Raw genomic sequence first — 15,244 nt, forward strand, 5'->3', positions numbered from 1 at the left:
ACCGCCGCGCCGCGCTCAGGGTGTCCAGCGTCTCAGCAAAGGCGTGACGTCGAGGTGCCGCGCGGCGGCCGCGGCCGCGCCGCCTTCGAGCCAGGGCATGATGCCCAGGCAGGGCGCGTCGAAGCGACCGCCCAGGCTGCTGTGCAACGCCGCGATGTTGTCGTCGGCCCAGGCCATGCCCGGGTCGACCCGGTTGCCGACCCACCCGGCCAGGGGCAGCCCGCGCGCGCGGACCACCTCGGCCGTGAGCAGCGCATGGTTCAAACAGCCCAGCCGCAACCCCACCACCAGCACCACCGGCAGCCCCAGATCGGCCGCCAGCTCGTCGGCCCCGCCGGCGTCGCCGAGCGGGACACAAAAGCCGCCCACACCTTCGACCACCACCACGTCGGCGCGGCGGGCGAGATGGTGCGCGCCGTCCAGCAGGGCCTGGCGCGACAGCACCCGGCCCGCAAGGCGTGCGGCGATGTGCGGCGCGCAGGGTTCGTGTAGCAGCGTTGCGCACACCTCGTCGTCCGCAAGATCGACGTTGGACGCGGCCTTCAGGGCCTCGACATCCTCGTTGACCTGCCGCCCGTCACGCCACACCGTGCCGGCCGCCACCGGTTTGTAGCCGGCGCAGCGCAATCCACTCGCGGCCAGGGCTTGCAGCAGCGCCGCGCTGACGAAGGTCTTGCCGACCTCGGTGTCGGTGCCGGTCACGAAACATCCCTTGGTCACCGCGCCACCTCCCCTGCGGCCCGCGCCAGCGCCTGCACCAACCGGTCGACGTCGGCTTCCCGATGGGCCGCGCTGAGGGTGATACGCAAGCGGGCGGTGCCGGCCGGCACGGTGGGCGGGCGGATGGCTGGCACCCAGCAGCCCTGGGTTTCGAGCGCCGCGGCCAGTTGCAGCGCGTCGGCGTTGGCGCCGACGATCAGCGGTTGGATCGCAGTGTCGGACGGCGCCAGACACCAGCGGTGGCCGGCCAACACCTCGCCCAGTCCGTCGCGCAAGCGTGTCACCAGCGCCCGCAGGTGCTGCCGGCGCTGTTCGCCCTCGTCGCCGCGGATCAGATCCAGGCTGGCAAGCAGCGCATGGGCCAGCGGCAGCGGCGCGGCGGTGGTGTAGATGTAGGTGCGCGCGCTCTGCACCAGCCAGTCGATCACCGTGGGATGCGCGGCGACGAAGGCACCGGCGACACCCGCCGCCTTGCCCAGCGTGCCCATGTAGATCAGACGCTCGCTGCACAAGCCGAAGTGCGCGAGGCTGCCCCGCCCCTGCTCGCCCAACACGCCGAAACCATGGGCGTCGTCCACCACCACCCAGGCGTCGTGGCGCTCCGCCAAGGCGAGCAGTTCGGGCAAGGGCGCGATGTCGCCGTCCATGCTGAACACCGCATCGGTGACGATCAGCTTGACCGGGCTGCGGCAGGCCGCCAGCTGCGCCTCGAGCCCGGCGACGTCGGCGTGGGCGTACTTCTCGACCGCGGCCTTCGCCAGGCGCGCGCCGTCGATCAACGAAGCATGGTTGAGGGCCTCCGAGAAGATCGTGGCCTGTGCATCGCCGAGCGCGGTGAGCACGGCCAGGTTGGCCATGTAGCCGGAGCAGAAGAACAAGGCGCGGGCGTCCGGCACGTGCGGCGCCAGCATCTCGGCCAGCCGCTGTTCCAGCGCCACATGCACCGCATGGTGCCCGCTCACCAGGTGCGACGCACCGCTGCCGACACCATCGCGCTGCGCACCTTCGATCAACCCGGCGCGCACGTGCTGGTGTTGCGCCAGCCCGAGGTAGTCGTTGCTGCAAAAGGCCAGCATGTCGCGGGGCGGCGACGTGCCGTCGGCGACCTGCTGGTGCGGGCCGCACGCGCCTTGTGCGGTGCGGCGTCTGCGCAGCAGTGCGTCGGCGCGGCGGGCCGCGAGTTGACGCTCGAGATGGTCAAGCAGCATGGCGGCTCCCGGGGGTGGAGGGCAGCACCTGGTCGAGCGTGTCGAGCGTGCGCTGGGCGAGCCAGGCCGCGCCGTCGGCGTCGAGCACATAGGGCGGCATCAAGTAGACGGTGCGGCCGATCGGGCGGATCAACAGGCCCAGCTGCCGACCGGCCAGGTGGAAGCGTTCGGCAAAAGCCGGGTCGGCGAGGTCTGCGCGCACGTCGAAGGCCCACATCATGCCGAGGTGGCGCAGGCCGCCGCTCACCCGCGGGTCGTCGTTCACCCGCTGCAGCACCGCGGTCAGCGCCTCGGCGGCCACCCGGTTGCGCTCGAACACGGGCTCGGTGTCGAAGCGGTCGAGCACGGCGAGCGCGGCACGACAGGCCAGCGGGTTGCCGGTGTAGGAGTGCGAGTGCAGGAAACCGCGGGCGGTGTCGTCGTCGAGAAATGCGTCGTAGAGCGTGTCGCGCGCGAGCACGAGCGACAACGGCAGATAACCGCCGGTGATGCCCTTGGAGAGGCACACCAGGTCAGGCCAGACAGGGGGCGTTTCGCTCCCTGCCGCCGCCTGCTCAAAGGCGAAGAAGGTGCCGGTGCGTCCGCACCCGACGGCAATCTCGTCCGCGATCAGGTGCACCTGGTAGCGATCGCACAAGGCGCGCGCCTCGCGCAGGTAGAGCGGGTCATGGAGGGCGATGCCGGCGGCGCACTGCACCAGCGGCTCGACGATCAGCGCGGCGATGTGGGCGTGGCGTGACGCGAGCATCGACTCGAGGTCGGCCAGCGCGCGGCGCGCCACGTCGGCAGCCGACTCGCCGGGCTGCGCCTGCCGGGCGTCGGGCGACATCACGATGTGCGAGCGCATCAACAGCGGGTCATAGGCATCGCGAAACAGCGCCACGTCGGTGACGGCCAGCGCGCCGATGGTCTCGCCGTGGTAGCCGCCGCGCAGGCAGACGAACTCGCGCTTGTCGATCAGGCCCCGGTTGCGCCAGCTGTGGAAGCTCATCTTCAACGCGATCTCGACCGCCGAGGCACCGTCGCTTGCGAAGAAGGCGTGCCCGAGCACACCACCGGTGCGGGCGGACAGGCGCTCGGCCAGTTCGACGGCAGGCGCATGGGTGCAGCCCGCGAGCATCACGTGTTCGAGCCGGTCGAGCTGGTCTTTCAGTGCCGCATTGATGCGGGCGTCGGCATGACCGAACAGGTTGACCCACCAGGAGCTGATGGCGTCGAAGTAGCGCTTGCCTTCGTGGTCGGTCAGCCAGGGGCCTGCGGCGCTCGCGATCGGCAGCGGCGGCACCGCCTGCAGCCGCTTCATCTGCGTACACGGATGCCACACGCTGGCGACGCTGCGTTGCTGCCAGCGCGCATTGGCGCCCTCGCCCCCCGGCCCTGGCAAGGGGGGCGCGGCCTCATGGGCCGTGACGCGAGCTTTCATCGATGTCTCCCTCGGCGCGGTCGGACCGCCGGCCAGCCGCGAAAAAACGACGATCTTAGGAAGCGTCGCGGCGGCCCGCAACCCGTCTCCTCCAGCGAGGTTGTAGGCCGGTTGGCAGCAGTTGCCGACAGCAGTGCGCCTACGGCCGCCAAGGGCGCGGCTTTTGTCTCGAACCTCGGGGCCCACGAACGCCGTGATATTGCGTGAGCGTCAAAACCGCCGGCCGCCACGCGGCCGTCCCGACGATAGAGCCGGCTCACTAGACGTTTAGGCTGTGACCCCGAGACCGCGCTTCTATAGTCCCGCCATGCTTTCAAGGCCCGGGCCGTCCCCGTCATGTTGAAGAAACTACCGCACATCGCAGATGAAGACACGCTGCCGAGCGCCGACGGGGCCGACCCGGCCCTCGCCGCTTCGGTGCCGGAGGCCGCCCAGCGCATCTGGCTCGCCGGCCTCGGCGCTTATGCCCGTGCCCAGGCCGAGGGGGGCAAGGTGTTCGAGGCACTGGTGCAAGAAGGCGTGAGCCTGCAACGCAAGACACAGGCGCTGGCCGAAGACAGCCTGGCGGCGCTCGCGGCCCGCGTCGGTGCTGGCGTGGCAGGGCAGCCGGGGGGCCAGCTCGAAACCATCTTCGAAACGCGGATCGCGCAGGCCTTGACCCGGCTCGGTGTGCCGCTGCAGCGCGACCTCGAAACGCTGCTGGCGCGCATCGAACGGCTGGATCAGGCGGTGGCGCAGTTGGCGAACCAGGCGACCCAGAATCCCGACAACGACCGAGCCGGCCGGCCGGCACCATAGGCCTCCCGGGAGGCAGCGGCGGGGGGCCACAAGCGGGGCCCGGTGGCAAGCCAGCGAGCAAGCCGGCGAAGCTGACTTCGCAGCAGCTCGCCGCCCTGCTCGCCGACCGCGGCTCAACTGCGGTAGTCGGCGTTGATCGACACGTAGTCGTGCGACAGGTCGCAGGTCCAGACCGTGGCCGTCGCGTTGCCGCGGCCGAGCAGCACTCGCACGGTGATCTCGCTTTGTTTCATCACCCGCTGACCGTCGGCCTCCTGGTAGGCCGGATGGCGGCCGCCCTGGCGGGCCACGTGCACATCGTCGAGATAGAGGTCGATGCCGGTCTGGTCGAGATCGGCGATGCCCGCATAGCCCACTGCGGCCAGGATACGGCCGAGGTTGGGGTCGCTGGCGAAAAAGGCCGTCTTGACCAGCGGCGAGTGGGCGATCGCATAGGCCACCTGGCGGCATTCGTCGACCGAGGCGCCGCCGTCGACCTGCACCGTGATGAACTTGGTGGCCCCCTCGCCGTCGCGCACGATCGCCTGGGCCAGCTGCTGCGCGACCGCCACGACTGCGTCGCGCAAGGCCCGGCCCTCGGCCGAATCGAGCGCGGTGATCGGCGCGTGGCCGGCCTGACCGGTGGCGATCAGCATGAAGCTGTCGTTGGTGGAGGTGTCGCCGTCGATGGTGATGCGGTTGAAGGACAGGTCGGCCGCTTCACGCACCAGTTGCTGCAGCGCCTCGGGCGCCACCGCCGCGTCAGTGGCCATGAAGCCGAGCATCGTCGCCATGTTGGGCCGGATCATGCCGGCACCCTTGCTGATGCCGGTGATGCTGACCTCGCGGCCGCCGATCTGCAGGCGACGCGAGGCGGCCTTGGGCAGTGTGTCGGTGGTCATGATGGCTTCTGCCGCAGCACCCCAGTTGTCGACCTTCAGATCGGCCAGCGCGCCCGGCAGGCCGGCCTGGATGCGGTCGGCCGGCAGCGGCTCCATGATGACACCGGTCGAGAACGGCAGCACCTGCTCGGGCGCCACCTCGAGATGGCGCGCCAGCGCGACGCAGGTCGAGAAGGCGCGCACCAGGCCGTCTTCGCCGGTGCCGGCATTGGCGTTGCCGGTGTTGATCACCAGCGCCCGCGTGCCGACGTTCGCGGCCAGGTGCTGGCGGGCCAGTTGCACCGGTGCGGCGCAGAAGCGGTTTTGCGTGAAGACGCCGGCGACCTGGCTGCCTTCGTCGAGCACGATGACCGTCAGGTCGCGCCGGTTGGCCTTGCGCACGCCGGCCATCGTGATACCGAGGCGGACGCCGGCGACGGGGTGGAGGGTGAGCGGGTCGGGAGCGCTGAGATTGACGGGCATGGGCGGGCTCGGCTGCGTGGAGGGGATGGGGGAGAAAACGCTCGATTGTAGAGACCGCACCGCGAGATTCCGAGGCGCGTCACTCGCCGCGCCGAGCGCTCGGTGATCCGCTGCCGGTGGCCGACGCCGAAGGCCGGGGCGCGTGAACGCCACCAACGAAAAGGGCTCCCGCAGGAGCCCTCAGCCGCATCTCGCCCCGGCGGGTGCCGGGGCTGGAACGCTCAAGTCAAGCGGCCATGGCACTGCTTGTACTTCTTGCCGCTGCCGCAGGGGCAGGGGTCGTTGCGGCCCACCTTGGGCACTGCGCCGGCCGCGGTGGCCGTATCGGTTTCGGTCGCGATGCTGCCGTCGTCGTTGGGGTGCGTGTAGGTGACGTTGGAGATGTTCTCCGCCCGGTCTTCCAGCGCCTCGGTCGCCTGCGCGATCTGCTGCTCCGACTGGATGCGCACGGTCAGCAGCACGCGCGTGACCTCCATCTTGACGATGTCGAGCAGCTGCGCGAACAGCTCGAACGCCTCGCGCTTGTACTCCTGCTTGGGGTTCTTCTGCGCATAGCCGCGCAGATGGATGCCCTGGCGCAGGTAGTCGAGCGCGGCCAGGTGCTCACGCCAGTGCGAGTCGATCGATTGCAGCAGCACCATACGCTCGAACTGCGTGAACTGCTCCTTGCCGACCTGCGCCACCTTGATCGCATACAAATCGTGGCCGGCCTTGACCACCTTCTCGACGATCTCGTCGTCGGTGATGGACTCGCTCTTCTCGACCTCGGCCTTCAGCGGCAGGTCGATCTGCCACTCTTCGCGCAGCGTCTTCTCGAGGCCGGCCAGGTCCCATTGCTCTTCGAGGCTCTGCGCCGGCACATAGGTGCGCGCCACGTCGGTCAACGCCCCTTCGCGCAGGTTGGTGATCTGCTGGCTCAGCTCGGTCGCATCGAGGATCTCGTTGCGCTGTTGGTAGATGACCTTGCGCTGGTCGTTGGAAACGTCGTCGTACTCCAGCAGCTGCTTGCGCACGTCGAAGTTGCGCGCCTCGACCTTGCGCTGGGCGCTCTCGATCGAACGCGTCACGATGCCGGCTTCGATGGCCTCGCCGTCGGGCATCTTCAGCCGGTCCATGATGGCGCGCACGCGGTCGCCCGCGAAGATGCGCATCAACGGGTCTTCGAGCGACAGGTAGAAGCGCGACGAGCCCGGGTCTCCCTGGCGGCCCGAACGACCGCGCAGCTGGTTGTCGATACGGCGCGACTCGTGGCGTTCGGTGGCGATGATGCGCAGGCCGCCGAGCGACTTGACCTGCTCGTGCAGGCCTTGCCATTCGCTCTTCAGCTGCTCGGCGCGGCTGGCTTTCTCGGCGTCGCTGAGCGCCGGGTCGGCCTCGATCAGCTGCACCTGCTTCTCGACGTTGCCGCCGAGCACGATGTCGGTACCGCGGCCGGCCATGTTGGTCGCGATGGTGATCATCTTCGGCCGACCGGCCTGCGCGACGATCTCGGCTTCCTTGGCGTGCTGCTTGGCGTTGAGCACCTGGTGCGGCAGGTCGGCCTTCTTGAGCAGGCCCGAGATCAGCTCGGAGTTCTCGATCGAGGTGGTGCCCACCAGCACCGGCTGGCCGCGTTCGTAGCAGTCGCGGATGTCACCGATGACGGCGTCGTACTTCTCGCGCGCGGTCTTGTAGACCAGGTCGAGCTGGTCCTTGCGCTGCATCGGCCGGTTGGGCGGGATCACCACGGTTTCGAGGCCGTAGATCTCCTGGAACTCATAGGCCTCGGTGTCGGCCGTGCCGGTCATGCCGCCGAGCTTGGCGTACATGCGGAAGTAGTTCTGGAAGGTGATCGACGCCAGCGTCTGGTTTTCGGCCTGGATCTCGACGCCTTCCTTGGCCTCGACGGCCTGGTGCAGGCCGTCCGACCAACGGCGGCCCTGCATCAGCCGGCCGGTGAACTCGTCGACGATGATGACTTCACCGTTCTGCACCACGTAGTGCTGGTCGCGGTGGTACAGGTGGTTGGCCCGCAACGCCGCATACAGGTGGTGCATCAGCGTGATGTTGGCCGGGTCGTAAAGGCTCGCGCCTTCGGCGAGCAGGCCGGCCTGGGCCAGGATGCGCTCGGCGTTCTCATGGCCGTCTTCGGTCAGGAACACCTGGTGGGTTTTCTCGTCGACCGTGAAGTCGCCCGGCTCGATGATGCCTTCGCCGGTGCGCGGATCGGCCTCGCCGATCTGCTTCTTCATCAGCGGCACCACCTTGTTGATGCGCTGGTACAGCTCGGTGTGGTCTTCGGCCTGGCCGCTGATGATCAGCGGCGTGCGGGCCTCGTCGATCAGGATCGAGTCGACCTCGTCGACGATGGCGAAGTTGAGGCCCCGCTGCACACGGTCGGCGGTCTCGTAGACCATGTTGTCGCGCAGGTAGTCGAAGCCGAACTCGTTGTTGGTGCCGTAGGTCACGTCGGCCGCGTAGGCGGCCTGCTTTTCTTCCCGCGGCATCTGCGGCAGGTTGATGCCGACGCTCAAGCCCAGGAAGTTGTAGAGCCGGCCCATCCATTCGGCGTCGCGCCGGGCCAGGTAGTCGTTGACGGTGACGAGGTGCACACCGCGGCCGCTGATCGCGTTCAGGTACACCGGCAAGGTGGCCATCAGGGTCTTGCCTTCACCGGTGCGCATTTCGGCGATCTTGCCGTCGTGCAGCGCCATGCCGCCGATCAGCTGCACGTCGAAGTGGCGCATCTTCAGCGCTCGCTTGCTGCCCTCGCGCACGGTGGCGAAGGCTTCGGGCAACAGGTCGTCGAGCGACTCGCCCTTGGCCACCCGATCGCGAAACTCCTGCGTCTTGCCGCGCAACTGCTCGTCGTTCAGCGCCTCGAACTGGGGCTCGAGCGCATTGATCTTCTCCACCACACGCCGGTATTGCTTGAGAAGGCGGTCGTTGCGACTGCCGAAAATCTGGGTGAGAAGCTTGGGCAACATGCGGTTCGTTCTTGAATGATGAAAGCCGGCGACGCGTGGCAGGCGGCCCTCGGGCCGCATCGATGCACACAACGCTCACGCCGGGAATGGCAGAAAGCCGGGATGTTCCGATACGCGCTCAGGCCGCTTGTGGGTCAGTCGTGAGTCAGCACAAGTGAGTCAGCACAAGTGAGGCCGCTCGCCGCCTTTGCAAGCAGACCCCTGGGCCTGGGCATCGGGCGGGTGAGTGACCGCTCCAAAAGCGTCGGAGTTTAGCACCGGGGCAGCCTGCGCCGCCCTGTGCCGGGGCGGGTACGGCGAGCGCTCAGGGCGCGGCAGGCGTGGCGTCGATGCCGACCGCGGCGACGCTGCGGGCCACCCGGCTGTTGCGGCCGCGCGAGGGCCGCTCGGCCACTGCCGTTGCAGCAGGGGCGTCGTTGGTGAGGAACTTGGCCGGGTCCTGGTGCACCCCGCCCATCAGCACTTCGAAGTGCAAATGCGGGCCGGTGGAGCGGCCGGTCGAACCGACGTGCGCGATCACCTGACCGCGCTTGACCAGGTCGCCCTGCTGGGCCAGCAAGCGCGACGCATGGGCGTAGCGGGTGACCAGGCCGTTGCCGTGGTCGAGGTCGATCATGTTGCCGTATTGGGGATGCGCTTCGGCCCGCACCACCACACCGCCGGCCGCGGCCATGATCGGAGAGCCGGTGGGGGCCGGGAAATCCAGCCCGGTGTGCAGGGCGGAACGGCCCGAGAAGGGGTCGCTGCGGAAGCCGAAACCGGAACTGGTGTGACCTTCGACCGGCTTGGTGTTGGGCACCATCAGCGACTTCATCTGCTCTTCGAACAGGCGCGCCTCGATCATCGTGAAGACGTCGGCGCGCTGCGCCGAGAACTCGTCGAGCCAGTCGATGGCGCGGTTCAGCTCGGTCAGCGACGGGCGGCCGCTGGGGATGAACGGGCCGCCCTGCCCGCCCGGGCCGGTGGCTTCGCCGGGCTTGGCGGGCTGCGTGTCGCTGGCCGGCTTGATCTCTTCGGGCTTCAGGCCCGCCAGACCCGAGACCCGCTCGCCCACCGCTTCGAGGTGGATCAGCTTGGCCTGCATCTCGCCCACCCGCTGCGCCATCGCGTCGAGGTTTTCACGCATGAAACGGTCGCGCTGGGCGAACTCGTCCTTGACGACCAGCTTCACCAACTGGCTGACCACCGGCCAGCCGTCACGCGCGGCCTTGAGGAAGATGAAGTGGTAGATCGCGCCCGACAACGCGAGCATTGCAGCGGCCAACAGAAGCACCAGGAATGCCAATTGCCACGGCGCCAGCTGAAGGACGCGCGTCCTGGCCAGCCGGCCGTGGGTGATCATGATCTGCATCGCTACACTCCTGTCATGAACCGTCGCGCGGACCGCACGCTACCCATCCACGAAGCCCTCAGCCGCCATGCGGGGCTGGCTCGGATTCAGCAGCTGATGCGTGAATCGAACGAGCGCTTCGAAGTGGTCCGTCCCCTCCTGCCTCCTGCTCTCGCGGCCCATGTCAAAGCCGGGCCTGTCGACGAGCAGGGCTGGTCCCTGTTGGCCCCCAACGGGGCCGCCGCAGCCAAGCTACGGCAGTTGCAACCGCGCCTGGAAGAGGCACTGCGGCAACGTGGCTGGCAGGTTAGCGCGATCAGGGTGAAGGTTCAATCAGGCTGAAACGCTCAGCCGCAACCGCGCGTAACGCAGCGGTAAGCCTTCACGAATGATGGATAGGTGGTGCCGACTATCTGACTCGAACAGATGACCTACCGCTTACAAGGCGGTTGCTCTACCAACTGAGCTAAGCCGGCATGAAGACGTGCGGGCGATGCCGACGTCAGGTGGCGTTGCGGACGTAACCGCAACGCGAGGATTTTACTTGACGCGCTTTTACTTGACGCGCTTGAGCGAAGGGCGGCCCCCGGCCGGCGGTGTCGGCGGCTCGGTGGACGCATCTTCACCTTGCGGCGACGGAGACGGCGGCACGCGCTCGGCCGAAGCCGACGTCGGCGGTGCCAGCTTCAGGCTTGGGGCCATCTCGCCGCGAGCGGCGGCTTCGGCCTCCGGGTCAGCCTCGTCGTCGCTCGCCTCGGCGCCGGCAGTCGTCGGGTCGCCCGGCATCTGGAACGCCATGCCCTGCCCGTTCTCGCGGGCATAGATGGCGATCACATGGTCGACCGGCACGACGATGTCGCGCGGCACACCGCCGAAACGGGCACGGAACTCGATGTACTCATTGCCCAGCTTCAGGCCACTGGTGGCGTCGAAGCTGACGTTGAGCACGATCTCGTTGTTCTTGACGTACTCCATGGGCACCTGAACCGACCGGTCCACGAACACCGCCAAGTAAGGCGTGTAGCCGTTGTCGGTGCACCAGTCGTGCAAGGCACGGATCAGGTAGGGCCGGGTCGAATTGCCTGTGCCACCACCGGTCGATTGCAGATTGCTCATGTCTGAAGCACTTACTTGCGCATCACCTTTTCGGACGGCGTCAGGGCCTCGATGTAGGCGGGCCGCGAGAAGATCCGCTCGGCGTACTTCAGCAACGGCGCGGCGTTCTTGGACAGCTCGATGCCATAGTAGTCGAGACGCCACAGCAGCGGCGCGATCGCCACGTCCAGCATGGAGAAATCCTCGCCGAGCATGTATTTATTCTTGAGGAAGATCGGCGCGAGCTGGGTCAGGCGGTCGCGGATCTGGGCGCGCGCCTTTTCGAGCTGTTTGTCGTTGGGCTTCATGCCGCGCGACTCGAGTACGTTCACATGCGTGAACAATTCCTTTTCGAAGTTCAACAAGAACAGGCGCACGCGAGCCCGCGCGACCGGGTCGCCCGGCATCAGCTGGGGGTGCGGGAAGCGCTCGTCGATGTACTCGTTGATGATGTTCGACTCGTACAGGATCAGGTCGCGCTCCACCAGGATGGGCACCTCGTTGTACGGGTTCATCAAGGCGATGTCTTCGGGCTTGGCGAACAGGTCCACGTCCCGGATCTCGAAGTCCATGCCCTTTTCGAACAGCACGAAGCGGCAACGGTGGGAATACGGACAGGTGGTCCCGGAGTAAAGCACCATCATGATGGCGTGCTCCTAAAAGCGCAGGGGTTGATTCAAAAACACAAACGGAGTGGGCGACGGTCGTACGCCCACTCCGAGCGGTACAGCGCCGCCGCAAGGGCGGCACCGCACACGATCACTTCACGTCTTTCCAGTAGGCGGCATTCAACCGCCAGGCGATCAAGGTGAAGATCGACAGGAAGATCAGGACCCAGACGCCCAGGCGAACCCGGGTCGTCTGCACCGGCTCGCCCATCCATTGCAGGAAGGCGACCAGGTCGGCCACTGCAGCGTCGTACTGCTGGGGGGTGAGCTTGCCGGGGGTCAGTTGCTCGAAGCCGGCAAACACCAGGTGCGTCTTGCTGGGATCGTGGTGATCCTTCTCTTCGACGTACTTCGCGGCGCGCTGGCCCTGCAACTCCCACAACACGTGCGGCATGCCGACGTTGGGGAAGGCCAGGTTGTTCCAACCGGTGGCCTTGGTTTCGTCGCGGTAGTAGCTGCGCAGATAGGTGTAGAGGTAGTCCGCGCCGGTGCCGCTGTGCGAGGCGCGCGAGCGGGCGATCACGGTCAGGTCGGGCGGGGTGGCGCCGAACCAGTCCTTGGCCTGCTTCGGATCCATCGACACCTTCATGGTTTCACCGACTTTTTCGGAGGCGAACATCAGGTTGGCCTTGATCTGATCTTCGGTCAGGCCCAGGTCACGCAGCCGGTTGTAGCGCATGAAGGCGGCCGAGTGACAGTTCAGGCAGTAGTTGACGAACAGCCGGGCGCCGTTTTGCAGCGCCGTCACGTCGGTCACGCGGCTCACCTCGAAGCGGTCCCAGGGGACGCCGCCTTCCGCCGCACGCGCCGGCGACATGCCGATCGCCAGGGCGAGCGACGCCAGCAGGGAGAGGATCAGTTTTTTCATGATGATGCTTGTCTCCTGCTTGCTCAGTGGGCGGCGTAAACCACACGTTGAGGCACCGGCTTGAAGGTGCCGATGCGGCTCCACCAGGGCATCAGCAGGAAGAAGCCGAAGTAGAACAGCGTCCCGACCTGGGCCACCAGGGTGCCGACGTCGGAGGGCGGCTGGATGCCCAGGTAGCCGAGCACCAGGAAGTAGACGACGAACACACCGTAGAGGTAGGTGTGCCACTGCGGACGGTAGCGGATCGACTTGACCGGGCTGCGGTCCAGCCAGGGCAGGAAGAACAGGATCACGACCGCCCCGCCCATCACGACGACACCCCAGAACTTGGCGTCGAAGGTCTTGAGCAGGAACACCGCCACCAGCGCGCCGACCAGCGCGGCCAGCTTGCCCTTGGCACCGAAGCCACCCTTGAGCACGGCCAGCACGGCGCCCAGCGCGACCACGATGCACAGCACGTTGACCATCTGGTCGGTGGTCGCGCGCAGCATCGAATAGAAGGGCGTGAAGTACCAGACCGGCGCGATGTGCGGCGGCGTCTTCAGCGGGTCGGCCGGGATGAAGTTGTTGTATTCGAGGAAATAGCCACCGAACTCGGGCGCGAAGAAGATCACTGCGGTGAACAGGATCAGGAACACCGACAGCGCGTAGATGTCGTGCACCGTGTAGTACGGGTGGAAGGGAATGCCGTCGAGCGGATGGCCGTTGGGCCCCGGGGTTTCCTTGATCTCGACGCCGTCCGGGTTGTTCGAGCCGACTTCATGCAGCGCGATGATGTGCGCGACGACCAGGCCGATCAGCACCAGCGGGATCGCGATCACGTGGAAGCTGAAGAAGCGGTTCAGCGTCGCGTCGGAGACGACGAAATCGCCACGGATCAGCAGCGCCAGGTCGGGGCCGATGAAGGGCACGGCGGCGAACAGGTTCACGATCACCTGGGCGCCCCAGTAGGACATCTGGCCCCACGGGAGCAGGTAGCCGAAGAAGGCTTCGGCCATCAGGCACAGGAAGATCGCGCAGCCGAAGATCCACACCAGCTCACGCGGTTTGCGGTACGAGCCGTACAGCAGGCCGCGGTACATGTGCAGGTAGACGACGATGAAGAAGGCCGACGCACCCGTCGAGTGCATGTAGCGGATCAGCCAGCCCCAGGGCACGTCGCGCATGATGTACTCGACCGACGCGAACGCGAGGTTGGCGTCGGGCTTGTAGTGCATCACGAGGAAGATGCCGGTGACGATCTGGATCACCAGCACCACCAGCGCGAGCGAACCGAACACGTACCAGAAGTTGAAGTTCTTGGGCGCGTAGTACTGGCCCACGTGCTCGTTGTACAGCTCGCTCAGCGGAAACCGGTTGTCGATCCAGTTGAGCAGCTTTTGCGCGGCGGGGGCGCCAGCGGGAGCTTCTTTGAATTTAGCCATGGGGTGTCACCTCAGAATAGGGCGTCGTCGGCTTCAGGCCTTCTTGTCCTCGCCGATCAACAGCTTGTTGTCCGAGAGGTACATGTGCGGCGGCACTTCGAGGTTGTCCGGCGCCGGCTTGTTCTTGAACACACGCCCAGCCATGTCAAAGGTCGAGCCGTGGCAGGGGCACAGGAAGCCGCCCTGCCAGTCGGCCGGCAGCGACGGCTGCGGGCCCGGCTGAAAACGGCTGGTCGGCGAGCAGCCGAGGTGCGAGCAGATGCCGACGCCGACGAAGATCTCGGGCTTGATCGAACGATGCGGATTCTTGGCGTAGTCCGGCGTCGGGACTTGCGTGCGGGCGGACTGGGGGTCGGCCAGTTCGGCCTCGGTTTTCTTGAGTGACTCCAGCTGCGCGGGGGTGCGTTTGATGATCCACACCGGTTTGCCGCGCCACTCGACGGTGGTCATTTCACCCGGTTGCAAGGCACTGATGTCGACCTCGACCGGTGCCCCTGCGGCGCGTGCCTTTTCGGAGGGCTGGAAGGTGCTGACGAAGGGAACGGCAGTGGCAACGCCACCGACGGCACCCGCGCCACAAGCAATGGCCACCCAGGTTCGGCGGCCTTTATCCACTTGCTGGTCACTCATGGGGATCCTCAGAAGCACTTCTACAGTTAGGGGCAACCCGTGATTCTAGCCCACAGCCACAAGCTGAAACCAGCCATGGCGGGCCGCTGCGCGGCTGTGATGGAGATCCAGGCCGGCGGCGGCCCCGCGCGGGTGTGACGCCTCGCAAACCGGCAGTCGCTCCAAGCTGGGCAATACTCGCCTTTCGCGGCGCCCGGGCCCCGGGCGCCCGGATCAACCCCGGTCAGGAGGCCCGCATGGGATTCGCAAAGGAGTTCAAGGAGTTCGCCGTCAAAGGCAACGTGATCGATCTCGCCGTCGGCGTGATCATCGGCGGAGCCTTCGGCAAGATCGTCGACTCGCTGGTGGGTGACGTGATCATGCCGATCGTGAGCCGCATCTTCGGCGGGCTGGACTTCTCGAACTACTTCATCCCGCTGGCCGGGCAGACCGCGACCACCTTGGCCGAAGCGAAGAAAGGCGGCGCGGTGTTCGCCTACGGCAACTTCATCACGGTCGCGCTGAACTTCATCATCCTGGCGTTCGTGATCTTCCTGATGGTCAAGCAGATCAACCGGGTCAAGCATCAAGCCCCGCCGCCCGCGCCCGCCGCTCCGCCGGAACAGGTGGTGTTACTGCGGGAAATCCGGGATGCACTGAAAAGCAACCGGACGTAACAATACTGTTCTTTCGGGCCCACTCAAGGGGCCCGAGATGGCGAACTGTTCACGCTCGCCTCGCTGCACGGAGTTCGACCATGTCGTAAGCAGGTTTTTCACGCGATACTGCGAT

The 15,244-nt window shown here is 66.9% G+C and carries 14 protein-coding genes and 1 tRNA gene; 3 read left to right on the top strand and 12 right to left on the bottom strand.

Annotated features, from left to right (window positions below; genetic code table 11):
* Nucleotides 1-15: 15 nt before the first annotated feature.
* From bioD to bioA, 3 genes are read right to left on the bottom strand one after another with little or no spacing between them, the layout of a single operon-like run.
* Entirely contained in the window at nucleotides 16-720 is a 705-nt protein-coding gene (gene bioD, locus AAW51_RS23040; protein ID WP_047196481.1) for a dethiobiotin synthase, read from the bottom strand.
* A complete protein-coding gene (bioF, locus tag AAW51_RS23045) occupies nucleotides 717-1,928 on the bottom strand; it encodes an 8-amino-7-oxononanoate synthase (protein ID WP_047196482.1) in 1,212 nt (403 codons plus the stop codon). The genes bioD and bioF overlap by 4 nt, the downstream gene beginning before the upstream one ends.
* Nucleotides 1,918-3,351, bottom strand: a complete 1,434-nt coding sequence (gene bioA, locus AAW51_RS23050; protein WP_083438526.1) for an adenosylmethionine--8-amino-7-oxononanoate transaminase — start codon at nucleotides 3,349-3,351, stop codon at nucleotides 1,918-1,920. The genes bioF and bioA overlap by 11 nt, the downstream gene beginning before the upstream one ends.
* Nucleotides 3,352-3,687: 336 nt before the next feature.
* Here bioA and AAW51_RS23055 point away from each other — a divergent pair, with 336 nt between their 5' ends.
* Nucleotides 3,688-4,149: a phasin family protein gene (locus AAW51_RS23055; RefSeq protein WP_047196483.1), complete on the top strand. Its 462-nt coding sequence runs from the start codon at nucleotides 3,688-3,690 to the stop codon at nucleotides 4,147-4,149.
* A 113-nt stretch (nucleotides 4,150-4,262) separates the two neighbouring features.
* Here AAW51_RS23055 and argJ read toward each other — a convergent pair whose 3' ends face one another.
* The 3 genes from argJ to AAW51_RS23070 all read right to left on the bottom strand — a co-directional run bounded on the left by argJ (nucleotide 4,263) and on the right by AAW51_RS23070 (nucleotide 9,809).
* Nucleotides 4,263-5,492, bottom strand: coding sequence for a bifunctional glutamate N-acetyltransferase/amino-acid acetyltransferase ArgJ (gene argJ / locus AAW51_RS23060; RefSeq protein WP_047196484.1), 1,230 nt, complete (start codon nucleotides 5,490-5,492; stop codon nucleotides 4,263-4,265).
* A gap of 221 nt (nucleotides 5,493-5,713) precedes the next feature.
* Entirely contained in the window at nucleotides 5,714-8,458 is a 2,745-nt protein-coding gene (gene secA, locus AAW51_RS23065; protein ID WP_047196485.1) for a preprotein translocase subunit SecA, read from the bottom strand.
* 304 nt (nucleotides 8,459-8,762) lie between these two features.
* Entirely contained in the window at nucleotides 8,763-9,809 is a 1,047-nt protein-coding gene (locus AAW51_RS23070; RefSeq protein ID WP_047196486.1) for a M23 family metallopeptidase, read from the bottom strand.
* A 15-nt stretch (nucleotides 9,810-9,824) separates the two neighbouring features.
* Between AAW51_RS23070 and AAW51_RS29485 the strand changes: the two genes are divergently transcribed.
* Nucleotides 9,825-10,130 carry a DciA family protein gene (locus AAW51_RS29485; RefSeq protein ID WP_083438527.1) on the top strand — a complete coding sequence of 102 codons (306 nt, stop codon included), beginning with the start codon at nucleotides 9,825-9,827 and terminating at the stop codon, nucleotides 10,128-10,130.
* A 58-nt stretch (nucleotides 10,131-10,188) separates the two neighbouring features.
* Here AAW51_RS29485 and AAW51_RS23075 read toward each other — a convergent pair.
* The 6 genes from AAW51_RS23075 to petA form a co-directional block, all read right to left on the bottom strand.
* Nucleotides 10,189-10,264 (bottom strand) — tRNA-Thr (locus AAW51_RS23075).
* Between the two features lie 79 nt (nucleotides 10,265-10,343).
* Nucleotides 10,344-10,904 carry a ClpXP protease specificity-enhancing factor gene (locus AAW51_RS23080; RefSeq protein WP_047196487.1) on the bottom strand — a complete coding sequence of 187 codons (561 nt, stop codon included), beginning with the start codon at nucleotides 10,902-10,904 and terminating at the stop codon, nucleotides 10,344-10,346.
* An 11-nt stretch (nucleotides 10,905-10,915) separates the two neighbouring features.
* Nucleotides 10,916-11,527 carry a glutathione S-transferase N-terminal domain-containing protein gene (locus AAW51_RS23085; RefSeq protein ID WP_047196488.1) on the bottom strand — a complete coding sequence of 204 codons (612 nt, stop codon included), beginning with the start codon at nucleotides 11,525-11,527 and terminating at the stop codon, nucleotides 10,916-10,918.
* Nucleotides 11,528-11,642: 115 nt separating this feature from the next.
* Entirely contained in the window at nucleotides 11,643-12,419 is a 777-nt protein-coding gene (locus tag AAW51_RS23090; RefSeq protein WP_047196489.1) for a cytochrome c1, read from the bottom strand.
* A 23-nt stretch (nucleotides 12,420-12,442) separates the two neighbouring features.
* Entirely contained in the window at nucleotides 12,443-13,843 is a 1,401-nt protein-coding gene (locus AAW51_RS23095) for a cytochrome b (RefSeq protein ID WP_047196490.1), read from the bottom strand.
* A 33-nt stretch (nucleotides 13,844-13,876) separates the two neighbouring features.
* Nucleotides 13,877-14,473, bottom strand: a complete 597-nt coding sequence (petA, locus tag AAW51_RS23100) for a ubiquinol-cytochrome c reductase iron-sulfur subunit (protein WP_047196491.1) — start codon at nucleotides 14,471-14,473, stop codon at nucleotides 13,877-13,879.
* A gap of 236 nt (nucleotides 14,474-14,709) precedes the next feature.
* Here petA and mscL point away from each other — a divergent pair, with 236 nt between their 5' ends.
* Nucleotides 14,710-15,129, top strand: coding sequence for a large conductance mechanosensitive channel protein MscL (gene mscL, locus AAW51_RS23105; protein ID WP_047196492.1), 420 nt, complete (start codon nucleotides 14,710-14,712; stop codon nucleotides 15,127-15,129).
* The last annotated feature ends 115 nt before the right edge of the window (nucleotides 15,130-15,244 follow it).

Origin of the sequence: Caldimonas brevitalea, assembly GCF_001017435.1 — a bacterium.
Classification (GTDB): Bacteria; Pseudomonadota; Gammaproteobacteria; order Burkholderiales; family Burkholderiaceae_C; genus Caldimonas; species Caldimonas brevitalea.